Raw genomic sequence first — 20,959 nt, 5'->3', positions numbered from 1 at the left:
ATCACCGAAACCCAAGCCCGCGAAGAGATTTGCCGCGTGGGCCGCAGCCTGTTCGAGCGCGGCTATGTGCACGCCACGGCAGGCAACATCAGCGTGCGCCTGGACGACGGCTTCCTCATCACGCCCACCGACGCGTGCCTGGGTTTTCTGGACCCGGCACGCCTGGCCAAACTCGATGTGCAAGGCAAGCAAGTCAGCGGCGACAAAGGCAGCAAAACCATCGCCCTGCACCGCCAGATTTATGCCGCAGCGTGCGAGACGGATACCGACACGCGCTGCGTGATCCACACGCACAGCACGCACTGCGTGGCCCTCAGCCTGAACGCTCAAGGCCCCGAATTGCTGCCGCCCATCACGCCCTACTTTGTGATGAAGGTCGGCCATGTGCCACTGGTGCCTTACCACCGCCCGGGCAGTCCCGATGTCGCGCTAGAAGTGGCCGACTTGGTCCGCCAATATGCCGCTCGCGGCACGCCCATCCGCGCCGTGATGCTCTCCCGCCTGGGGCCCAATGTGTGGCACGACACGCCCGCCGCCGCCATGGCCACGCTCGAAGAGCTGGAAGAAACTGCACAGCTGATGCAGCTGCAAGCCCACACGCCCCCCCTGCACGCCAGCGAACTGGACGAACTGCGCCAAGTCTTTGGCGCACGCTGGTAAACACCAACGCCAATCCCCGTTGAAAGAAACCCATGCCCCGTTTTGCCGCCAACCTCTCGATGATGTACCCCGATCTGCCGTTTCTGGACCGCTTTGAAGCCGCGGCCAAAGACGGTTTCAAAGCGGTGGAGTATTTGTTTCCTTATGCCTTTCCTGCGCAAGAACTGGCCGCCCGCCTGAAGGCCAACGGCTTGCAGCAAGTGTTGTTCAACGCCCCGCCGGGCGGCACCGATACCGACAGCTTTGGCAAGGCTTGGGAAACGGGCCAACGGGGCACGGCCAGCGTGCCCGGGCGCGAAGCCGAGTTTCGCACCGGCTTTGCGCAAGCCCTGGTGTATGCCGAGGCACTGAACTGCCCACGCATCCACGCCATGGTGGGCCTGCGGGCCGAGGGGGTCAGCCCTGAAGCGGCTGACGCCACACTCATCGGCAACCTGCAATGGGCCGCTGTCGAAGCCGCCAAGGCCGGGCGCGATGTGCTGGTCGAGCCGATCAACACGCGCAGCGTGCCGGGCTTTCACCTCAACCGCCAGGACCACGCGCACCGCATCGTGCAGGCCGTGGGAGCTTCGAATGTGAAAGTGCAAATGGACCTGTTCCATTGCCAGATCGTCGAGGGCGACTTGAGCGCCAAGATCGCCCAGTATCTGCCCACGGGCCGGGTGGGACATTTCCAGATCGCCGAAGTGCCCAACCGCCACGAGCCGGGCACGGGCGAGGTGAACTGGACGCACATCTTCCAGGTCATTGACAAGGTGTCGGCCGAATGCGGCTGGGATGGCTGGATCGGTTGTGAGTACAACCCGGCCGATGCCACTGCGGGCGGTACCTCACGCGGTCTGGACTGGGCGCGTCCATATCTGTGAATCCAAGACGCTGCGCCTTGAGCTGCGATGGATGATCTTCATTACCTGATGTGGGCGGGCCTGGCTGCGGCCATGGTGGGTTTGTCGAAAGGCGGATTGCCCACGGTGGGCATGCTGTCCGTGCCCATTCTTTCGCTGTTCATGTCCCCGGTCAAAGCGGTCGTGATGTTGCTGCCTATCTACATCATCTCTGACATGGTGGGGCTGTGGTTGTACCGCAAAAATTTCAGCGCCATCAACCTGAAAATCCTCGTTCCGGCTGGCGTGGGCGGTGTGTTGGTGGGTTGGCTCACCGCCTCGCTGGTATCCGACACGGCCGTGAAAATGATGATCGGCCTCATGGGCGTGGGCTTTGTGATCAACGCCTGGCGCAAGCGCAACACCGCGCAAGCGCCAAGGCCAGCCAACTGGCGAAAGGGACTTCTGTGGGGCAGTTTGTCCGGTTTTACCAGCTTCATCTCGCATGCGGGTGGCCCACCGTTTCAGGTTTACCTGCTGCCCCAACAACTGCCCAAACTGGTGTTTGCCGGCACCTCGACTTTGTTTTTTGCCGTCATCAACCTGGCCAAACTGGGGCCTTACCACCTGCTGCAGCCCTATGGCCCCAAGGAACTGACGGGCGCACTGGTGCTGATCCCGTTTGCCCTGGTGGGCACCGTGGTGGGCGCTTACCTGACACGCAAAATCGCCGACGACTGGTTCTTCAAATGGGTGCAAATGGGCTTGCTGCTGATTTCGCTGAAGTTGATCCTGGACGTTGTCCGGGCTTGAACCCGATTACACCAAGCCGCACACAGTCTTGGAGCCTTCCCAATTGCTGAGCGCTTGGCTCAGGTCCACGCCACGGCGCATGGCGGTCATCTCAGCCACGATGCTCATGGCGATTTCAGGGGGCGTCAGTGCACCCAGGTTCAAGCCTACCGGACCATGCAACTGGCGCACCTCGGCTTCGCTCAAATCAAACGCCAACAAGCGCTTGCGGCGCTGCGCGTTGTTGTGCAGCGAGCCCAAAGCGCCGACATAAAAAGCGGGTGTGCGAAGCGCTTCCATCAGCGCCAGGTCGTCGAGCTTGGGGTCATGCGTGACGGCCACCACGGCACTGTTATGGTCCAGACGCATGGCCAACACCAAATCGTCGGGCATCTGGGTGGACAGCGTCACACCAGCCATCGCTTCCCAGCCTTCATGGTATTCAGAGCGCGGCTCGCAGACCGTGACCTGGTAGTCCAGCATCACAGCCATGGCAGCCAGATAACGCGAAAGCTGCCCGCCGCCGATGATCAGCAAGCGCAAGCGTGGACCATGCACCGTGGTGAGGCTCTGTCCGTCAAACTGCAGCTTGTCGCCTGCGGTGGCGGCACTCATGCGCACCAGGCCTGTGGCCATGTCCAGACGGCGCTCCACGCGCTGGTGTTGCTCGATCAGCACCAGCAATTCGCGCAGTTGCGATTGAGGCGACAGCGGCTCCAGCACCACCTGTACCGTGCCGCCGCAGGGCAGGCCAAAGCGGCGCGCTTCTTCGGCGGTCTGCCCGTAGATGGTGGCCTCCGGCATGCGCAGCGCCAGCTCGCCAGCGGCCACGCGGCGGATCAGATCGTCTTCGATGCAGCCGCCCGAGACCGAGCCGGCCACTTGGCCATCGCCCCGGATGACCATGAGCGAGCCCGGCGGACGAGGCGCCGAACCCCAGGTTCGCACCACCGTGCCCATGACCACGCGGTGGCCCCGGCTTTGCCATTCGAGGGCGGTGCGGATGACGTCGATGTCGGTGCTGTGCATGTGCGTCTGTTTTTAGAGGTCCAAATCTTGCGGCCAGCGCAGGCTTTGACCTGTCAACTGCTCTACCGCCTGGCGGTCTGCTTCATTGTCCACATCCAGGCGGTAATGCGCATGGGATGTTGCCCAGCGGTACACGGCTTCGGGGTGCGCCTGCTGCCATCGGCGTGCGCCCATGTCCACATCACCCGCCAAAATTTGCGCCATGACCATGCGGGTAAAGACCACCGGGTTACCCGGCAGGCCTTGCACGCTCGGTTGCAGCAGCTGCGTGCCGAGCGGGCGTTGCGCAAAAGCTTGCAGCAACGCTTGCACCGCCCGCACATCGATCAAGGGCTGGTCAGCCAAGGCCACCACCACCGCATCGAGCCCGGATGGCAAGGCCCGCAAACCGGCACGCAGTGAGCTGACGTGGCCATCATCGGGCTGCGGATTGAGCACCGGCTGTGCTGACCAGCGGGCCAATGCCCCCTCTTGCAGGATGCGCTCGGCGTGGTGCCCCAGTACCACCCGAATGGGTGTCACACCCGCCAATGACAAAGCCTGCAATTGCCGCTCCAGCAAGCTCATGCCACCTTGCTGCAGCAGGCATTTGGGCCGATGGCCCATGCGGCTGCCCGCACCTGCGGCCAGCACAAGCGCACCAATGCGCGGTACAGACCCCGGTGTGGGTGATGCAAGCGCCAGCATGTTCAATCGGATACCTTTTGGCATGGACAGGGTGCCCATTGTGCCGCCCTCCTGGGTGGGCACCATCACACCCCTGTCACCCCAGGGAACAGCTGGCGTGGCCAGCCCCGCGCAAAAGCGCTACAGTGTTTTTCTTTGACGATGACTTGAGGAACTCTGCCCCATGAACGCCCCCCTGCACCGCGAAATGCCCGAAGGCACGCTCGACAGCGCCCGCGCCCTTCAGGATGTCACCCAAGCCTGGGACAGCACCATCCTGCCCGAGTTGAAGAAATACATCGAAATCCCCGCCAAGTCGCCCGCGTTCGATGCCGACTGGGCCGCGCACGGCCACATCGAGTCCGTGCTGCACCACGCGGCGCAATGGGTCGAGGCGCAAAAGGTCGAAGGCCTGACACTCGAAATCATCCGCCTGCCCGGGCGCACGCCGGTCATGTTTTTTGAAGTGGCCGCCACCCGCGCGGCCAGCGAAGGCTCGGGCCAGACGGTGCTGATGTACGGCCACCTGGACAAACAGCCCGAGTTCAACGGCTGGCGCAATGACCTCGGCCCCTGGACCCCGGTTTATGAAGAAGGCAAGCTCTATGGCCGGGGCGGCGCGGACGATGGCTATGCGGTCTACGCCAGCATCGCCGCCGTGCAGACCCTCAAGGCCCAGAAGACACCGCACCCGCGCATCGTCGGCCTGATCGAGACCTGCGAAGAGTCGGGCTCTTACGACCTGCTGCCTTATGTGGACGCCCTGCGCACCCGCCTGGGCGATGTGGGCCTGGTGATTTGCCTGGACAGCGGCGCGGGCAACTACGACCAGCTGTGGCTCACCACCAGCCTGCGCGGTATGGCCAGCGGCACGCTCAAGGTGCAGGTGCTGACCGAGGGCATCCACTCGGGCGACGCCTCGGGCCTGGTGCCGTCGAGCTTTCGCATCATGCGCCAGGTGCTCGACCGCCTCGAAGACAGCGCCACGGGCCGATTGCTGCCCGCCAGCTTCCACTGCGAAGTGCCTGCCGAGCGTTTGGCGCAAGCACAGGCCACCGCCGCCATCCTGGGCGACGAGGTGTACAAGCGTTTCCCCTGGGCGCATTACGACTGCGGCGGCTCGACCAGCTTTGCCCTGCCCACCACCACCGACCCGGTGCAGGCCCTGCTGAACCGCACCTGGACGCCCACACTGAGCGTGACCGGGGCCGAAGGCTTCCCGGCTTTGAAAGACGCGGGCAATGTGCTGCGGCCCTACACCGCCTTCAAGCTCAGCCTGCGCCTGCCCCCGCTGGTGGACGCGGCGCAGGCCGTGGCCGAAATGAAAGCCCTGCTCGAAGACAACGCGCCTTACCAGGCCAAAGTCACCTTTGAAAGCGGCGGCGGTGCCACGGGCTGGAACGCACCCGACACCTTGCCCTGGTTCGAGCAGGCGCTCAATGCGTCGAGCCAGGCGCACTTTGGCGCCGGTGTGGGCTACATCGGCCAGGGCGGCACCATCCCGCTCATGAACATGCTGAGCGCCGGTTTCCCCAAGGCGCAAATGATGGTCTGCGGCGTGCTCGGCCCCAAAAGCAACGCGCACGGGCCGAATGAGTTTTTGCATGTGCCCTATGCCAAGAAACTCACCGCTGCCGTGGCCGAAGTCATGGCCCGCATGCCGTGATGTTGTCGCAACGGCTGTCGATCTCGCGCCCGACCACGTCAAGCCTGCAGGGCGAAGCGGGCCAGCTGGCGGTGTACGACTGGGTCTTGCCTGCGGTCAAGCCCTTGGGCACCGTGCTGTTGGTGCACGGCTTGGGCGAGCACGCAGGGCGCTATGGCGAATTGGCCGCGAATTTGCACCAATGGGGTTTTGCGGTGCGCGGCTACGACCAGCAAGGGCACGGCCAATCCGAAGGCGCACGGGGCGACCTGCTGCGCCCTGGCAGCTTGCAGGCCGATTTGTGCCGGGTGATCGACGATACGCGCCAACGCCCGGCTTTGGCCAACACGCCCCTCATTGTGTTGGGCCACAGCATGGGCGGCCTGGTGTTGGCACGCACCTTGGCCGAACAGCTGCGCCCGGTGGATGCAGCGGTTTTGTCGTCACCTGCACTGGGTGCCTTTCCCAACTTGTTTCAGAAAATGCTGCTGGCCACCTTACCCCGCGTGGTGCCCCATGTGCGGGTGGACAACGGCCTGAAAACCGAGTTCGTGTCACGCGACCCAGATGTGGTGAAGGCCTACCAAGCCGATCCGCTGGTGCACCGCCGCATTTCCACCGGTCTGGCCGCCTGGATTCTGTCGCAAGGCGAGCAAACCCTGCGCGATGCCCCGCAGTGGCAGGTGCCGACCCTGCTGCTTTACGCAGGGCATGACAAGCTGGTCAATGCGCAGGCCACCGCTGACTTTGCCGACGCGGCACCCCAGACCGTGGTGCAAGCCCAATGCTTTGAGGCCATGTACCACGAGGTCTTCAACGACCTCTACCGCGCCCAGGTGTTCACCGCGCTCAAGCGTTGGCTGCTGGCGCGGTTTTCTGCTCAGCCTTCTGCTTGAGCACCATCCAGACCAGCGCCACCCCGGTCAAAGCCACCGGGAACAGCGAGCCGATGTTCAGCCACATCCAGCCCTGGGTGGTAACCAAAGCACCGGAAGCGAACGAAGTCACCGCCATGGTGGTGAACACAAAGAAGTTGATGGCAGCCTGACCCCGGTCTTTTTCGGCGGAGGTCCAGGCTTTCATCGCCAAAGTGGTGCTGCCGGTGAACAGGAAGTTCCAGCCCAGACCCAGCAGGAACAGCGCGATCAAGAACTGGTGCAGTTCGACCCCGGTGAGGGCGATGGCGATGCAGGCGAAATTGATCAGCACGCCCGCCCCCATGATCTGCAGCGTGCCGAATTTCTTGATCAAATGGCCGGTGAAAAAACCGGGTGCAAACATGCCGATGACATGCCACTCCAGCACCAGCGCCGCGTCGTCAAAACTGAAGCCACACACCTGCATGGCCAGCGGTGTGGCCGCCATCAGCAGGTTCATCACACCATAACTCAATGCGGCAGCGGCCGCCGCCACAATGAACACGGGCTGGCGCATAATCTCGGACAGGGGCCGGCCCGCGCTGTCGCCCGGCTTTTTGGCGGGCACTTCCGGGAAACGGATGAAGGCCATGCACACCATGGCCAAGATGGCCACAATGCCCAGCGCCATGTAAGCGCCCAAAAACGGCACCTCGTACAAAGTGCGGGTGCGCGAGGCGAGGTTGGGGCCCACGATGGCGCCGATCAAACCCCCAGCCAACACAAGCGAGACCGCTTTTTCCTTGAAGCCATCCGCCGCCAACTCGGCCGCCGCAAAACGGTAGAGCTGGCCGTTGGCACTGTAGTACCCCGCAATCACCGTGGCCGCCACCAGCAGCCAGAAGTTGTGGCTCCAAGCGGCGTAAGCGGCCAGCAACGCCGAGAACAAGGCCACGCCGAGCCCCAGCTGAAACGACACCTTGCGCCCCCAGCGCGACTGGCTCTTGGCCACCAGCCCGGTCGACAGCGCACCCCCCACCACATAGCCCATGACGGGCAGGGTCGCCATCCAGCCCAGCGGCGCCATGGACAAGCCCACCAGGCCGTTGATGGCGATGAAGGTGACGTTGTTGGTGAAGAACAGGCCCTGGCAGAGCGTGAGGAGGATGAGGTTGGCGTTCATGTGGGCCAGTGTATCGCCTGTGACTTATGAAAGGTTGTCGCGCCACGCAGCGCAGGCCGCTTGGCGCAGGTCAAGCGCAGACGGCCAACACAGCCAAAGGCGCGGTCTCGGCACGCAGCACGCGGGGGCCCAGGGTCACGGGTGCAAAGCCTGCGGCCAAGGCGGCGGCCTCTTCTGCGGGACTCAGCCCGCCCTCGGGGCCGCTGAGCACCGTCACGGCGTCGGTGCCCGCCATCTCCGACAGCGGCCGGGTGCCTTCGGACAGCGACAAAACCCAGCGTTCGCCGGGCGGGGCCTTTTTCAGCCATTCATTCAAAGTGACGGCCGCATGCACCGTGGGCACACGGTTGCGGCCACACTGCTCGGCTGCAGCCACGGCCACGCCTTGCCAGTGCGCCAATTTTTTCTCGGCACGCTCGCCCTTGAGCTTGAGCACACTGCGCTCGGCCACCAGCGGCGTGATGCTGGCCACGCCCAGCTCGGTGGCTTTTTCGACCAGCCAGTCCATGCGCTCGTTGGCGGTGATGCCGGCCAGCAGGTGCACGGCGCGGGTGGCTTCGCGCTCGACTGCGCGGTGCACGCCGACTTCGACCTCGACATCGCTGCGGCCCATGCGGGTCACGGTGGCATCAAACTCACCGCCTTCGCCGTTGAACAAGGTGATCACATCGCCCGGCTGCAGGCGCAGCACCTGCACATGGCGGGCAGCGCCTGCAGGCAGGCTCAAGGGCAGGCCAGTGACCAAAGGGGCAGGGCAAAAAAAGCGCGGCATGCTCACATGCGCCCGTAGGCGAAGCCGACCTGGGGCGTGGTGCCTTCGATCTCGTCGATGAGCTTGAGCAAAGGGCCCAGCTCGCGGTAACGGTCGCAGGCCTTGCGGATGTAGTGGATGAAACGCGGCGCATCGGCCAGGTACTTGGGTTTGCCGTCGCGCAGGGTCAGGCGGGCAAAGATGCCGGCCACTTTCAGGTGGCGCTGCAGGCCCATCCACTCGACCGCGCGGTAGAAAGCGCCAAAGTCGCTGTGCCAGTCCTCAAAGTCCATCAGCCCGGCCTTGCGGGCTTTTTCCCAATAGCGGATGGTGATGTCGAGCACAAAGTCCTCGTCCCAAGTGAGGAAGGCGTCGCGCATCAGGCTGGCGATGTCGTAGGTGATGGGGCCGTAGACCGCGTCCTGAAAATCCAAAACGCCGAGTTGAGCGCCCAACTGAGGATTCGCGCCAAAAGGCATCATCAAATTGCGCGGCATGAAATCACGGTGCACGTACACGCTGGGCGCGGCCAGGTTGCGCTGCACGATCAGGGCGAAGGCCTTGTCGAACACCTCGCGCTGCGCACCTTTCAACTGCACGCCCCGGTGCTGGGCCAAATACCAATCTGGGAACAAACTCAGTTCGCGGTTCAGCAAAGCTTCGTCATACGGTGGCAGCACGCTGGGGCGTGAGGCCAGTTGCCACTGCACCAGCGCATCAACCGCCTGCATGTACAGGCCGTGATTGGCTTGCGGGCGTTCGGGGTCGATGGCCGACATCATGGTGGCGTCGCCCAGATCGCTCAGCAGCATGAAACCGTGGGCTTCGTGCCAATCCAACACCTCGGGGGCGTTCAGGCCCGCTTGCTTCATCAAGGCGGCGATGCGCACAAAGGGCTCGGAATTTTCCTTGTCGGGCGGGGCGTCCATGACGATGCGGCTGCCGCCCTGAATCGTGTCCACCCGCAGATAACGGCGAAAGCTGGCGTCGGCCGATGCCACACGCAAGGTGTCTGGCAAAAGACTGTGGGTGGCCGCGATACCCGCCAGCCATTGCTGGAACAGCGCCTGACGAAGGGGATCGGTCCAATGAACGGCAGAAACAGGCGCAGAAACAGACGCTGACAAGGGCATGGGGGATATGGAGGGGTGGCTCATGGATAATCCCATTCTACAAAGCCTGCTCATGCCTCCAAGGGGCCAGGACAGCCTGTTTTTTCATCACCTTTCCCCATTTGTGGCCACCCATTTCGCTTCGTCTTCCTTGCCGCCGACACCCGCCACTGCCCTGGTCCCCAGCTCGGTGGCTGCGGCGCTGCTGTGGGTTTTGGGAAGCAGCTGGGCGCAGGCGCAACCGGTGAGCTTGCCTCTGCGCAGCAGCCCTTTGCTGGAAGAAACCGTCACGGACCGTCAAAAATCCGAAGGTGCCGTGTTTGTCAAAGGCCAGGAGATCACCGCTCGCCCCGACATGGACCTGGTGATCGAGGGCCAGGCCAGCATTCGGCGACCCGGACTGGCCGTGAGTGCGGACCGCGTGGACTATGACCAGACACAGGATGTGGTGGACGCCCAAGGCCAGGTGCGCATCAGCACACCCACCAGTGTGTTCACTGGTCCGCACCTGAGGCTCAAAGTCGACAGCTTCCAGGGCACCTTTGAAAAACCCGACTTCGAGCTGTACAGCAGCGGCGGCTATGGCCAAGCCGCCGAAGTCGAGTTTGTGGACAACTCACGGACCATCCTTCGCCAGGCGAACTACACGACATGCCGCCGCACACCCGGCCCGGAATGGCTGCCCGCCTGGTTACTGAAGGCGACGAAACTGACGGTTGACGAAGAAGAGTCGACCATCCAGGCCGAAGGCGTGCAGTTCCGTTTTCAGGACGTGCCCATTTTTGCGGCACCGTCGATCAGCCTGCCTTTAACCAATGAGCGCAAATCCGGTCTGCTGCCGCCGCTCTTGAGCATCGACACGGTCAACGGGGTCGAAGCAGCGCAGCCTTACTACTTCGACATCGCGCCCAACCGCGATGCCACCGTCACCACGCATGTCATGAGCCAACGGGGCGTCGCAGTCGACTCCGAATTCCGTTACTTGGAACGCGACTACGGCGGACAGGTTCGCTTGAACCTGATGCCCTCGGACAAATTGCGCAACGAGCGCCGCTGGGGTTTGTCCAGCCAACACAATGGCGGCATCGACACCGGCCTGGACAGTGTGGGCCGCATTGGCCTGGGCCTGACGCTGAACCGGGTCAGCGACAACAACTATTGGCGGGACTTTCCGCGCTCGGGCCTGGTGCTGACACAACGCGTGCTGCCCTCCACGGGCGTGCTGTCCTGGGGCCGGGGCGACTTCAGCATGAGCGCACAGGTGCAGCGCTGGCAAAACCTGCAGGAAGCCGCACCGCCTTACGACAGGGCACCCCAGATCACCATGCGCTATGGACAATGGAACGCAGAAGGCCTGGACTGGTCGTTGGTGGCCGACACCACAAGGTTTGAAGCCGACTACTCAGGCATTGCCAACGCCGGTTTGCCGCGCAACGGTGAGCGCAGTTTCGTGCAGGCTCAGGTCAGCCGCCCCTGGATTCGCCCTTGGGGTTTCGTGACGCCCAAGCTGCAACTGCACGCCACACGCTACCAGATGGACCGGGCACTCGAGAACGGGGCCACCGCCGTGAACCGGGTCTTGCCGACCTTCAGCCTGGACTCCGGGCTGGTGTTCGAGCGCGAAACCCGCTGGTTCGGACGCGATGTGCTGCAAACGCTGGAGCCCCGGGCTTTTTACGCCCGCACGCCTTACAAAGACCAAAACATGCTGCCGCTTTATGACAGCGGCGCCACCGACTTCAACCTGTCCACCATTTACAGCGAAAACACCTATGTGGGCCATGACCGATTGGCCGACAACGACGCCCTGACCTTGGGTGTGAACAGCCGCTTTTTTGATGCCAGCAACGGCGCTGAAATGTTGCGGGTGGGCGTGGCGCAACGCATCCGTTTTTCAGACCAACGGGTCGGACTGCAAGCCAATCCAGCCCCCGTCGAAGCCGGTTTGAGCGACATCCTGTTCGGTGCCGGTATCCGCTGGGATGACCGTTGGTCCTTCGATGCCACCTTGCAGGCCAACAACCAGACGCACAGCATCGCCCGCACCACCTTGCAAGGGCGCTACAGCCACAGCCCTTACCGGGTGATCAATGCGGCTTACCGTGCCAACAACCAGGTCACGCCTGGCACTACGGCCTCCGAGTTTGTGGACGTGGGCTGGCAGTGGCCATTGAGCGACCTGGTGGGCAACACCGACCGGCAAGCCGAAAACGCCTGGTCCCGCACACCCGGGCAAGGCCTGGGGCCGGACCGCTGGTACACCGTGGGCCGTCTGAACTACAGCCTGAAAGAGCGCAGCCTGGTCGACACTTTGTTGGGCCTGGAATACGATGCGGGTTGCTGGTTGGGGCGGGTGGCCTTTCAACGGCTGCAGACCAATATCTCCACTGCCAGCGCAACCAGCGCCACCAGCCGCATCCTTTTTCAGCTTGAATTCATTGGGTTCGCCCGTGTGGGCGTGAGCCCCCTGAAGAGCCTGAGTGACAACATTCCCCGCTACCAATACCTGCGTGACAGCACGGTACAACCCAGCCGGTTCCAGCACTATGAATAAATTGTTCTCTCCTGCCCGCTTCGCCTTCATGGCGTCCCTTTGGGGCGTCATCAGCCTGCTTGGTCTGCCCCTTGGCGCTCAGGCTCAGACGCCTGCCCGAACAACGACCGTCCGCCAGGCCGATTTCATCGTGGCGGTGGTCAATTCCGAGCCGATCACCAACCGGGATGTTCAGGTACTGCGCCAACGGCTGGCCAACGAAGCCGCTGCACGCGGGGGTAACCGGCCCGATGCGAGCGAGCTCACACGCCTGGCCCTGGAACAGTTGATCAATGAAAAAGCGCAGATGCAACAGGCCCGCGAGGCGGGCATCAAGATCGACACCGAGGCCATCGACCAGGCCGAGCTCAATGTAGCGACCAGCAACCAATTGACACGTGAAGAGATGCACAAACGCCTGGCGCAGGACGGCATTTCGCTGAGCAGCTTTCGCGAGCAATTGCGCACTCAGCTGACCCTGAGCCGTCTGCGCGAGCGTGAAATCGAAGGACGCGTCCGTGTGAGCGATTTGGAGGTCGAGCAATACCTGCGCGAACAGCTGAAGGCGCAAGCCGCGCAAGTGCCCGCCCAATTGAACCTGGGCATGATCCTGATTGCGGTGCCCGAAAACAGCAGCCCGTCCGTTGTTCAAGCTTTGGGCGAACGCGCCGCCGATGTGGCCCGCCGCGCTCGGGCTGGTGAAAACTTCGCTGAATTGGCCAAAGCCGTTTCGCAAGCCAACGACCGTGGGGCCAACGGCGGCGAAATGGGCTTGCGCCCGGCCGACCGTTACCCCGAACTGTTCCTGGACGCCACCCGCCAACTGGATGCGGGTGAAGTGGCTGCGCCTGTGCGTTCTGCAGCGGGTTTTCACATCCTGAAGGTGCTCGAACGCCGTCAGGCCAATACCTTGCTCGTCACGCAAACACGGGCCCGCCACATCTTGCTGCGGCCTTCGTCGCAAATGTCCCAGGCCCAGGCCGTGGCCAAACTCACCGAAGTGCGCCAGGCCGTGGTTTCCGGCAAGGCCGATTTCGCCGCCGTGGCTCGCCAGATCTCACAAGACGGCAGTGCCCAACAAGGCGGAGACTTGGGCTGGGCCAACCCCGGCATGTTTGTGCCCGAGTTCGAACAGGTCATGGCCCGCCTGCGCCCTGGCCAGGTAGCAGAACCCCTGGTGTCACGGTTTGGCGTGCACCTGATCGAAGTCACCGACCGCCGCAACGCCCCCATGAGCGATCAAGAACAGCGCACCTTGGCACGCAACGCCTTGCGTGAGAAAAAGCTCGATGAGGCTTATGCCGCCTGGGTCGAAGACATTCGCGGCCGAGCTTATGTCGAAATGCGTGAGCCACCCCAATGAAACACATCGCTCGCAAACGTTTCGGCCAGCATTTCCTGACCGATGGCGGCATCATCGATGCGATCGTCGACGCGATCCATCCCGAACCCGGCCAGGCCATGGTCGAAATCGGTCCCGGTCTGGCCGCATTGACCCAGCCTCTGGTAGAGCGCCTCGGCCACCTCACGGTGATCGAGCTCGACCGCGATTTGGCCGTGCGCTTGCGCGAGCACCCTCATTTGTCGGTGGTCGAGTCAGACGTCTTGAAGGTCGATTTCAGGACGCTGGCCTCGCAAATGCTGACCAGCGCCCCAACAGCAGCCACCACCGCCGCCAAAATCCGCGTTGTCGGCAACCTGCCGTACAACATCTCTACCCCCATCCTGTTCCATTTGCTGGACCAGGTCGATGTGATCGAAGACCAGCACTTCATGCTGCAAAAAGAGGTGATCGACCGCATGGTGGCCCAACCCGCCACCTCGGATTACAGCCGTCTGTCGGTGATGCTGCAGTGGCGCTACGACATGGCCAATGTGCTGTTCGTCCCGCCCGAAAGCTTCGATCCACCGCCACGGGTAGACAGCGCGGTGGTGCGCATGGTGCCGCTGACAGAGCCGCCGCAGGTCAACGTCAAAACCCTGGAGACGCTGGTGCAGGTGGCATTCAGCCAGCGCCGTAAGATTTTGCGCAACACCCTGGGCAAATGGCTCGACGAAAAGGGCTTTACCGGACAGTTTGATCTGCAACGCCGCGCCGAAGAGGTGCCCGTGGCCGAGTTTGTGGCTTTGGCCCAGGCAGTTTGAGTGGCAAGAGCCCCTGCTACCAAGCGCCCACAAAAAAGCCCGTCCATGACGGGCTTTTTTGCGGTTGGCCGCTAGCGCGGCCCAACGCGGCATCAGGCGGCTGCGAGCCAATAACCTGCGTTGAATGGGCTGCTCATGCGCAACGCCAGGGGCGAGACGTCCACCAGTTTGTCGGTGGGCATTTTTTCGCCTTCTTCGACCGAATCGGCCATGGCGGCGTCTTCGGTTTGTGCCTCATTCGCCCGTCCTGCTTGGCTGTTTTGTGCAGAACGGGCTACCGAAAAGAATAGAAGCATCGGAAGGGTATCTTCCGGTCTCCCCAGTAATCGGCTGTGTCGCGGAAGATGTCCAGCAACTGCTCGCGGGCTTCCTTGTCGAACTTGGCGTGGGCGGGAATCTGCTCCAGCACCACGATGAAGCCAGGTTGTGGGCCCGACTTGTGCAGTGGATCGGTCATGCAGTCGTACAAGGCATCGAAGTTTTTGCCAAAGTGCGAAGGCAGCGTGAACTGCGCGCCAATGAGGTCCAACACATCTTGCTTGCTCTGGGCCTCGGCCAGGTTGGCATACAAAAAGTGGTGGCCCAGGCCTTGGGCAGCATCTTGCAGGTCGCTCACGCGGTAGGCGCGGATCGACTGCACGATGTTAGACCGCACGCCCTTCAGGGGCGTCTCTTGGTCATGACGAATCGGCGTGTCCATCTCCGTGGTCTTTCTCTAGAGTCAAAAAATCAGGGCTTGTCGACAATCATGCGAAAACTCGCGTAATGGTCTTGTGTGTAGTAACAGGTCTGTGGATCACGGGGAACCTGGCCACCGCAAACGATGCGCCGCGCTCCTCGGTGCTTCACCCCGGGCGTTCTGACGGTGTATTCACGGTAAAACCCCCGCGTTTCGCGCGGCAGAAGTCGCTCGCGATTGCCAAAAACCGTCCCGTCCTTTTCATATGGAAAAGGACCGCCCTTGCGGATGAGTTGGTACGTTTCTTGGCCTTCTCGCGGCAAATCTGTCACCCGCACAACGGGTGAAGTTTGGGCCTCAGTGGCTGGACGGGCCTGCACCAAAAAAGTGCAAATTGAACACATCAACCCCAAAAGCACCATTGACCAGCGCTGTGGGGAGGCGAATTGTCGCGCCACCTTCATGAAAACACCTTTCAGAAGTCCCCGGGTTAACCCGAACACTCGAAGGCGTTAGTGTGCGGCAAACGACATAAAAAAGCAAGCGAATGCCCAATAAACAGGCAAAACCTGTCCGGACATTCGCGCTTTAAGTGAGCACAGACTCTTGTTTTATGCCTTAGCGCGCTGCGTTGGCGTCGGCCACCGTCAGGGCGGTCATGTTCACAATCCGCCTGACTGTGGTGCTGGGCGTGAGAATATGGACCGGCTTGGCCGCACCCAGCAAAACAGGCCCCACAGCGATGTTGCCACCGGCTGCGGTCTTGAGCAGGTTATAGGCAATGTTGGCGGCATCGATGTTTGGCAAAACCAGCAAATTCGCGTCACCGATCAGGCTGCTGTTGGGCATGATGGCCTGACGGGCCGCAGCGTCCAGGGCCACGTCACCGTGCATTTCACCGTCCACTTCCAGCCAGGGCGCGTTTTGGCGCAGCAGGTCCAAGACTTGCCGCATCTTGACGGCGCTGGGCTGGTTCGAGGAGCCAAAGTTGGAGTGTGACAACAAGGCCGCCTTGGGCTGAATGCCGAAACGGCGCATTTCTTCGGCGGCCATGACGGTGAATTCGGCCAACTGCTCGGCCGTGGGGTCGTAGTTCACATGGGTATCCACCATGAAGACCTGACGGCCCGGCAACATCAAACCGTTCATGCAGGCGAAGGTGTTCACGCCTTTGCGCTTGCCCACCACCTGGTCGATGTAGTTCAGGTGCATGGGATTGGTGCCCCAGGTGCCGCAAATCATGCCGTCCACGTCGCCTTTGTGCAGCAACATGGCGCCAATGAGCGACAAACGGCGGCGCATCTCGATCTTGGCGATCTGCTGGGTGATGCCCTTGCGCTCGGTCATGCGGTGGTAGGTCTGCCAGAAATCGCGGTAGCGGTGGTCCATTTCGACGTTGACCACGTCGTAGTCCAGCTCTTCCTTCAGACGCAAGCCGAATTTCTCGATACGCTCGGCGATCACGGCAGGGCGGCCAATCAGCGTGGGGCGGGCAATGCCCTCGTCCACCACGATCTGCGCGGCTCGCAGCACGCGTTCTTCTTCGCCCTCGCTGTAGGCGATGCGCTTTTTCAGGGCACGTTTGGCGGCCGTGAAAATCGGCTTCATCATGGTGCCCGAGGCGTAGACAAAGCCTTGCAGTTTTTCGCGATAAGCATCCAAGTCTTTGATCGGGCGCAGGGCCACGCCGCTTTCTGCAGCGGCTTTCGCCACGGCGGGCGCGATCTTCATCATCAGGCGCGGGTCAAACGGCTTGGGGATCAGGTATTCGGGGCCAAAGGCCAGGGGCTCGCCCACATAGGCCGCGGCCACCACTTCGCTTTGTTCGGCCTGCGCCAACTCGGCAATGGCGTGCACAGCCGCGATTTCCATCTCCAGCGTGATGGTGGTCGCGCCCGAGTCCAGCGCACCCCGGAAGATGTAAGGGAAGCACAGGACGTTGTTGACCTGGTTGGGGTAGTCGGTGCGGCCGGTGGCCATGATGGCGTCGTCGCGCACGGCTTTGACGTCTTCCGGGTTGATCTCGGGGTTGGGATTGGCCAGCGCAAAGATCAGCGGCTTGGCGGCCATGGACTGGACCATGTCCTGCTTGAGCACGCCCCCGGCCGACAGGCCCAGGAACACGTCGGCTCCGGCGATCACTTCGCGCAGGGTGCGGTGCTCGGTTTTTTGCACGAACTGGATTTTGTCTTCGTCCATCAACTCGGTGCGGCCTTCGTAGACCACGCCTGCCAAGTCGGTGACCCAGATGTTTTCACGGGGAATGCCCAGCTTGACCAGCAGGCCCAGGCAAGCCAGGGCCGCTGCGCCCGCGCCCGAGGTGACCAGCTTGATTTTTTTGGGGTCTTTGCCCACGATCTTCAGGCCGTTCAGGATGGCTGCGCCCACCACGATGGCGGTGCCGTGCTGGTCGTCGTGGAAGACCGGGATCTTCATGCGCTCGCGCAACTTGCGCTCGATGTAGAAGCAATCCGGCGCCTTGATGTCTTCGAGGTTGATACCGCCAAAGGTCGGCTCCAACGATGCAATGATTTCGACCAGCTTGTCCGGGTCTTTTTCGTTAATCTCGATGTCGAACACGTCGATGCCCGAGAACTTCTTGAACAGCACGCCCTTGCCTTCCATGACCGGCTTGCTGGCCAGCGGGCCGATGTCGCCCAGGCCCAGCACGGCGGTGCCGTTGGTCACCACGCCCACCAGGTTGCCCCGGCTGGTGTACTTGAAAGCGTTACCAGGGTCCTTGACGATTTCTTCGCAAGGGGCCGCCACGCCGGGCGAATAGGCCAGCGCCAGGTCGTGCTGGTTGACCAGCTGCTTGGTCGGGGCGATGGCGATTTTGCCGGGGGTGGGGAACTCGTGGTATTCGAGTGCGGCTTTGCGCAGCTGGGCGCGTTTTTCTTCGGCTTGGACCTTGTTGGTCATTGTTTTGGCTCCGTTGTAGGGATGTGCTGTCGGGGTTGCCGGGATTCAGCAGCCTTTTGTGGATGGGCAATGATTTGTCAACATCCAGGGCGACAGTCGGACTGTATTTTCATTGTAGACCCCGTATTCACCGCTTCATGCCTAGGTAATGCCCTTCGCGAGTGAGTTGGCTTTTGACTTTTGCGCACAAATGAGGACATGAACAAAAGCCGTTCAACGCAAATGTTTCCAGGCTTTGTGCTGCAAAGCTTGGGCTACACTGACCGAGCGTTGCCCTGGAATGATCTGAAAAGACGCACCAGCTTGCAAACGACCCGGCTGGTCCACGGCCAAATAAAAGCCGCAGCGCCCGCTTTGCACCATGTCTTTGGCAGCCTGGGCGTAACCCATGACGGCGTTGAATTTGCCGCAGGGCTCGCGCGGCTGGGTCACGCGCAAAACCACATCACCAAAGTCCAGGCGGTCGCCGACAAAGAGGTCTTGTTCGAGCACGCCTTGCAGGCTCAGGTTTTCACCCAAAAAGCCCGGTGCCAAAGCTTCATCGAACATCGTCACACCCTGGGCCTGCCGCTGCGCCTGCCACCAGGGCAGGTGTTCCGACGGCAAGGCGTACACCGCTTTGCTCAGGCCCCCATGCACCGACAAGTCGGCTTGCTCGTCACCGGCCAAGCCCAGCACCCCGACCTCGATGGGACCAGAGACCGTGGTTTTGCCAATGGCCGACACCAGCTTGCGCCCGCCCACCATCAGCGGGCGCACCTGGCCAGTCTGGATGGCGAGCAGCTTGCCTGAAAAACCCGGCGGCGAACTCGGCGGCATGGGCAGTTCAGCCGCGCATCAAGGCTTCAATCTCGTCGGCCTTGACCGGCACGCCGCGCGTGATCAACTCGCAACCCGTGGCGGTCACGATGGCGTCGTCTTCGATGCGGATGCCGATGTTGTGGAACTTTTCGGGCACGCCGGGTGCCGGGCGCACATACAGCCCCGGCTCGATGGTCAACACCATGCCCGGCTGCAGGATGCGGCTGGGGCGGTCTTTGATGATCTCGCCACTCAGCGGGTCTTTGCGCTCGCTGATCTGGCCGACCTGCGAAGGCTCGACATAGCTGCCGCAGTCGTGCACGTCCATGCCCAGCCAGTGGCCGGTGCGGTGCATGTAAAACTGGAAGTAGCTGCGGTTGGCGATCACGTCTTGCGCGTTGCCCACTTTGTTTTTGTCGAGCAGGCCGACATCGAGCAGGCCCTGGGCCAGCACGGCCACGGTGGCCTCGTGCGGATCAACAAAACGTGCGCCCGCTTTGGTGGCGGCCACGGCAGCGTCTTGCGAGGCCAGCACCAGGTCGTACAAATCGCGTTGCGGCCCGGTGAATGTGCCGTTGGCCGGGAAGGTGCGGGTGATGTCGCTGGCGTAACCGTCCAACTCGCAACCGGCGTCGATCAGCACCAGATCGCCGTTTTGGATCAAGGCGGTGTCGGCGCGGTAATGCAGCACGCAAGCATTGGCACCGCCGGCCACGATGGAGCCGTAGGCCGGGTACTGCGAGCCGCTTTGGCGGAACTCGTGCAACAGCTCTGCGTCCAGGTGGAATTCACGCACCTCTTGCCCCGCACGCAGCATGGCGGCGCTGCGCTGCATGGCGCGGATGTGGGCGCGGGCGCTGATGGCACTGGCGCGGCGCATGATGTCTTGTTCGTGCGCGTCTTTGACCAGGCGCATCTCGTCAAGCAGGCTGCACAAATCGCGTTGCTGCTCGGGGCACAAAGCGCCGTAACGCACCCGTGCGCGGACCGACTGCAGCCAGCCGTTGACCAAGCTCTCCAACCCAGAGTGGATGGCAAAGGGGTACCACACGGTGCTGCGGTTCTCCAGCAACTTGGGCATGTGGGCAGCCATCTCACCAATGGGCAAGGCCCGGCTCACGCCCAGCGCGGCGGGGGCGGCGTCTGGCCCCAAGCGGATGCCGTCCCAGATTTCGCGCTCCAGATCTTTGGGTTGGCAAAAGAGTGTGGTCTCGCCTTCGGCCGTGATCACCAGACTCGCGTGCGGCTCGGTGAAACCGGTCAGGTAATAAAAGTAGCTGTCGTGCCGGTACAGGTAATCGCTGTCACGGTTGCGCGGGCGCTCGGGGGCGGTGGGGACGATGGCGATACCGCCAGCGCCCAGCTGGGCGGCGACGCGGGCACGGCGTTGGGCGTAGATCGTGTTAGATGTCATCCGAACATTGTAGAAGGGCTGCCCCTGCGGCCGAATGCCTGAAGAGCGCTAGACCCGTTCGCGAGCGAGGGCTCGCTCCCACAAAAAGCGAGACTTGGAGATGACCTAGCTGTGATTGAGTTGCGCCAGCCGCTCGGGCGTCCCCACATCGGTCCAGTCGCCCGCATACGCCTCGCCCGTCACTTGCCCCCGATCCATGGCCGCACGCAGCAAGGGCGCTAGCGCCAGCGCCACGCCCTCGGGATTGCCGAAAGGCAGGCCGCAGTGGGCAAAAAAGGCTTTTTTGTACAGCGCGATGGTGCTGAAGGTGTACACGCAACCGGGAGTGCCTTTGGCCAGGTTGAGCACCTGGCCTGTGGCCGACAAGCCAAAGTCGCCGCCCGGGTTGTGCGCCGGATTGGGCACCAGCCACAGGTGGGCAAGGGCCGGGCTGGCGGCAAAGCGCTGCAGGGCCTGGGCCGTAAACACAAAGTCGGGCGCAAACACATCGCCCGCCACCACCCAAAACACCTCATCCAGCTGGGGCAAGGCACGCACGATGCCGCCAGCAGTCTCCAGCGCCTGGCCAAAGTCCTGGCCTTCATGGGAGTAATGGATCTGCACCTCAGGCAGACCGGGCCAGCTGACTCGGTCGCCAAAATGCGCCGGAATCTGCTCGCCCAGCCACGCGGTATTGACCAGCTGGCAGGTGAAGCCGCCACGCGCCAGTGCCTGCATGGGCCACTGCATGAGCGGCTGGTCGCGCACGAGCAGCAAGGGTTTGGGCTTGGCATCGGTGAGGGGACGCATCCGCTCGCCCCGGCCTGCGGCCAGGACCATGGCTTGGGCAGCTTGCTTTGGCAAAGAGGTCATGCGGCGATGTTGCCATGAACGGACAATGATTTTGACCATTCGGCTGCGCACCCCAGCATAAACACTGCGCCGCAGGACGCAGCGGGTTACGTAC

Annotated in this window: 19 protein-coding genes; 8 read left to right on the top strand and 11 right to left on the bottom strand. The window is 62.6% G+C overall.

What is annotated here, in order from left to right; translation table 11 throughout:
• From ACHEXL_RS13935 to ACHEXL_RS13925, 3 genes are read left to right on the top strand one after another with little or no spacing between them, the layout of a single operon-like run.
• On the top strand, positions 1-660 hold the full coding sequence (locus ACHEXL_RS13935; RefSeq protein WP_416561360.1) for an aldolase: 660 nt from the start codon (positions 1-3) through the stop codon (positions 658-660).
• Positions 661-692: 32 nt separating this feature from the next.
• Positions 693-1,526 (top strand): 2-oxo-tetronate isomerase, encoded by an 834-nt coding sequence (gene otnI, locus ACHEXL_RS13930; RefSeq protein WP_416559996.1) that lies wholly within the window; start codon positions 693-695, stop codon positions 1,524-1,526.
• Between the two features lie 27 nt (positions 1,527-1,553).
• Positions 1,554-2,297 (top strand): sulfite exporter TauE/SafE family protein, encoded by a 744-nt coding sequence (locus ACHEXL_RS13925; RefSeq protein ID WP_416559995.1) that lies wholly within the window; start codon positions 1,554-1,556, stop codon positions 2,295-2,297.
• A 6-nt stretch (positions 2,298-2,303) separates the two neighbouring features.
• On the opposite strand, the gene ACHEXL_RS13920 is transcribed toward ACHEXL_RS13925, so the two are convergent.
• Together ACHEXL_RS13920 and ACHEXL_RS13915 are read right to left on the bottom strand one after the other, a co-directional pair.
• Positions 2,304-3,305, bottom strand: coding sequence for an XdhC family protein (locus ACHEXL_RS13920; protein ID WP_416559994.1), 1,002 nt, complete (start codon positions 3,303-3,305; stop codon positions 2,304-2,306).
• Positions 3,306-3,317: 12 nt separating this feature from the next.
• Positions 3,318-4,031 (bottom strand): nucleotidyltransferase family protein, encoded by a 714-nt coding sequence (locus ACHEXL_RS13915; protein WP_416559993.1) that lies wholly within the window; start codon positions 4,029-4,031, stop codon positions 3,318-3,320.
• A gap of 124 nt (positions 4,032-4,155) precedes the next feature.
• On the opposite strand from ACHEXL_RS13915, the gene ACHEXL_RS13910 reads away from it, so the two are divergent.
• Together ACHEXL_RS13910 and ACHEXL_RS13905 are read left to right on the top strand one after the other, a co-directional pair.
• Positions 4,156-5,637, top strand: a complete 1,482-nt coding sequence (locus ACHEXL_RS13910) for a M20 family metallopeptidase (protein WP_416559992.1) — start codon at positions 4,156-4,158, stop codon at positions 5,635-5,637.
• Entirely contained in the window at positions 5,637-6,512 is an 876-nt protein-coding gene (locus ACHEXL_RS13905) for an alpha/beta hydrolase (RefSeq protein ID WP_416559991.1), read from the top strand. Before ACHEXL_RS13910 ends, ACHEXL_RS13905 begins: the two co-directional genes overlap by 1 nt.
• Here the strand turns inward: ACHEXL_RS13905 and ACHEXL_RS13900 are convergent.
• From ACHEXL_RS13900 to ACHEXL_RS13890, 3 genes are all read right to left on the bottom strand, one after another.
• Positions 6,466-7,656, bottom strand: coding sequence for an MFS transporter (locus ACHEXL_RS13900; RefSeq protein ID WP_416559990.1), 1,191 nt, complete (start codon positions 7,654-7,656; stop codon positions 6,466-6,468). The two genes, ACHEXL_RS13905 and ACHEXL_RS13900, sit on opposite strands and share 47 nt — an antisense overlap.
• A 70-nt stretch (positions 7,657-7,726) precedes the next feature.
• Positions 7,727-8,428, bottom strand: a complete 702-nt coding sequence (locus tag ACHEXL_RS13895) for a 16S rRNA (uracil(1498)-N(3))-methyltransferase (protein ID WP_416559989.1) — start codon at positions 8,426-8,428, stop codon at positions 7,727-7,729.
• 2 nt (positions 8,429-8,430) lie between these two features.
• Positions 8,431-9,564 (bottom strand): aminoglycoside phosphotransferase family protein, encoded by a 1,134-nt coding sequence (locus ACHEXL_RS13890; RefSeq protein WP_416559988.1) that lies wholly within the window; start codon positions 9,562-9,564, stop codon positions 8,431-8,433.
• Positions 9,565-9,643: 79 nt separating this feature from the next.
• Between ACHEXL_RS13890 and ACHEXL_RS13885 the strand changes: the two genes are divergently transcribed.
• Genes ACHEXL_RS13885 through rsmA form a run of 3 tightly spaced genes read left to right on the top strand, consistent with a single transcriptional unit; the run spans position 9,644 to position 14,197 of the window.
• Positions 9,644-12,073 (top strand): LPS-assembly protein LptD, encoded by a 2,430-nt coding sequence (locus ACHEXL_RS13885; RefSeq protein ID WP_416559987.1) that lies wholly within the window; start codon positions 9,644-9,646, stop codon positions 12,071-12,073.
• 28 nt (positions 12,074-12,101) lie between these two features.
• Positions 12,102-13,415, top strand: coding sequence for a peptidylprolyl isomerase (locus tag ACHEXL_RS13880; protein WP_416559986.1), 1,314 nt, complete (start codon positions 12,102-12,104; stop codon positions 13,413-13,415).
• Positions 13,412-14,197: a 16S rRNA (adenine(1518)-N(6)/adenine(1519)-N(6))-dimethyltransferase RsmA gene (gene rsmA / locus ACHEXL_RS13875; RefSeq protein ID WP_416559985.1), complete on the top strand. Its 786-nt coding sequence runs from the start codon at positions 13,412-13,414 to the stop codon at positions 14,195-14,197. Before ACHEXL_RS13880 ends, rsmA begins: the two co-directional genes overlap by 4 nt.
• A 274-nt stretch (positions 14,198-14,471) precedes the next feature.
• Here rsmA and ACHEXL_RS13870 read toward each other — a convergent pair whose 3' ends face one another.
• The 6 genes from ACHEXL_RS13870 to ACHEXL_RS13845 form a co-directional block, all read right to left on the bottom strand.
• Positions 14,472-14,897 (bottom strand): barstar family protein, encoded by a 426-nt coding sequence (locus ACHEXL_RS13870; protein WP_108428128.1) that lies wholly within the window; start codon positions 14,895-14,897, stop codon positions 14,472-14,474.
• A 29-nt stretch (positions 14,898-14,926) separates the two neighbouring features.
• Complete coding sequence (locus tag ACHEXL_RS13865; protein ID WP_416559984.1) at positions 14,927-15,340, bottom strand: ribonuclease domain-containing protein; 414 nt, start codon at positions 15,338-15,340, stop codon at positions 14,927-14,929.
• Positions 15,341-15,494: 154 nt separating this feature from the next.
• On the bottom strand, positions 15,495-17,798 hold the full coding sequence (locus ACHEXL_RS13860) for an NADP-dependent malic enzyme (protein ID WP_416559983.1): 2,304 nt from the start codon (positions 17,796-17,798) through the stop codon (positions 15,495-15,497).
• Between the two features lie 213 nt (positions 17,799-18,011).
• Complete coding sequence (locus ACHEXL_RS13855; protein ID WP_416559982.1) at positions 18,012-18,617, bottom strand: MOSC domain-containing protein; 606 nt, start codon at positions 18,615-18,617, stop codon at positions 18,012-18,014.
• Positions 18,618-18,624: 7 nt separating this feature from the next.
• The gene (locus ACHEXL_RS13850) at positions 18,625-20,013 is read right to left on the bottom strand and encodes an aminopeptidase P N-terminal domain-containing protein (protein ID WP_416559981.1); all 1,389 of its coding nucleotides are present in this window, start codon (positions 20,011-20,013) and stop codon (positions 18,625-18,627) included.
• A gap of 105 nt (positions 20,014-20,118) precedes the next feature.
• Positions 20,119-20,865 (bottom strand): nucleotidyltransferase family protein, encoded by a 747-nt coding sequence (locus tag ACHEXL_RS13845; RefSeq protein ID WP_416559980.1) that lies wholly within the window; start codon positions 20,863-20,865, stop codon positions 20,119-20,121.
• Positions 20,866-20,959 lie beyond the last annotated feature (94 nt).

Source organism: Limnohabitans sp. YIMB22184, assembly GCF_048020265.1.
Taxonomy (GTDB): Bacteria; Pseudomonadota; Gammaproteobacteria; order Burkholderiales; family Burkholderiaceae_C; genus Limnohabitans_A.
The sequence above is the reverse complement of the archived record's forward strand: the minus strand, read 5'-3'. Positions and strand labels throughout refer to the sequence as shown.

Excerpts from the sequence above, each read along its gene's own strand:
- otnI (WP_416559996.1), top strand. The coding sequence starts at position 693 with ATGCCCCGTTTTGCCGCCAACCTCTCGATGATGTACCCCGATCTGCCG.
- ACHEXL_RS13900 (WP_416559990.1), bottom strand. The coding sequence starts at position 7,656 with ATGAACGCCAACCTCATCCTCCTCACGCTCTGCCAGGGCCTGTTCTTC.
- ACHEXL_RS13920 (WP_416559994.1), bottom strand. The coding sequence starts at position 3,305 with ATGCACAGCACCGACATCGACGTCATCCGCACCGCCCTCGAATGGCAA.
- ACHEXL_RS13905 (WP_416559991.1), top strand. The coding sequence starts at position 5,637 with ATGTTGTCGCAACGGCTGTCGATCTCGCGCCCGACCACGTCAAGCCTG.
- ACHEXL_RS13880 (WP_416559986.1), top strand. The coding sequence starts at position 12,102 with ATGGCGTCCCTTTGGGGCGTCATCAGCCTGCTTGGTCTGCCCCTTGGC.
- ACHEXL_RS13870 (WP_108428128.1), bottom strand. The coding sequence starts at position 14,897 with ATGGACACGCCGATTCGTCATGACCAAGAGACGCCCCTGAAGGGCGTG.
- ACHEXL_RS13865 (WP_416559984.1), bottom strand. The coding sequence starts at position 15,340 with ATGAAGGTGGCGCGACAATTCGCCTCCCCACAGCGCTGGTCAATGGTG.
- ACHEXL_RS13910 (WP_416559992.1), top strand. The coding sequence starts at position 4,156 with ATGAACGCCCCCCTGCACCGCGAAATGCCCGAAGGCACGCTCGACAGC.
- ACHEXL_RS13850 (WP_416559981.1), bottom strand. The coding sequence starts at position 20,013 with ATGACATCTAACACGATCTACGCCCAACGCCGTGCCCGCGTCGCCGCC.
- ACHEXL_RS13855 (WP_416559982.1), bottom strand. The coding sequence starts at position 18,617 with ATGCCGCCGAGTTCGCCGCCGGGTTTTTCAGGCAAGCTGCTCGCCATC.
- ACHEXL_RS13860 (WP_416559983.1), bottom strand. The coding sequence starts at position 17,798 with ATGACCAACAAGGTCCAAGCCGAAGAAAAACGCGCCCAGCTGCGCAAA.
- ACHEXL_RS13925 (WP_416559995.1), top strand. The coding sequence starts at position 1,554 with ATGGATGATCTTCATTACCTGATGTGGGCGGGCCTGGCTGCGGCCATG.
- ACHEXL_RS13890 (WP_416559988.1), bottom strand. The coding sequence starts at position 9,564 with ATGAGCCACCCCTCCATATCCCCCATGCCCTTGTCAGCGTCTGTTTCT.
- ACHEXL_RS13895 (WP_416559989.1), bottom strand. The coding sequence starts at position 8,428 with ATGCCGCGCTTTTTTTGCCCTGCCCCTTTGGTCACTGGCCTGCCCTTG.
- ACHEXL_RS13845 (WP_416559980.1), bottom strand. The coding sequence starts at position 20,865 with ATGACCTCTTTGCCAAAGCAAGCTGCCCAAGCCATGGTCCTGGCCGCA.
- ACHEXL_RS13915 (WP_416559993.1), bottom strand. The coding sequence starts at position 4,031 with ATGGGCACCCTGTCCATGCCAAAAGGTATCCGATTGAACATGCTGGCG.
- rsmA (WP_416559985.1), top strand. The coding sequence starts at position 13,412 with ATGAAACACATCGCTCGCAAACGTTTCGGCCAGCATTTCCTGACCGAT.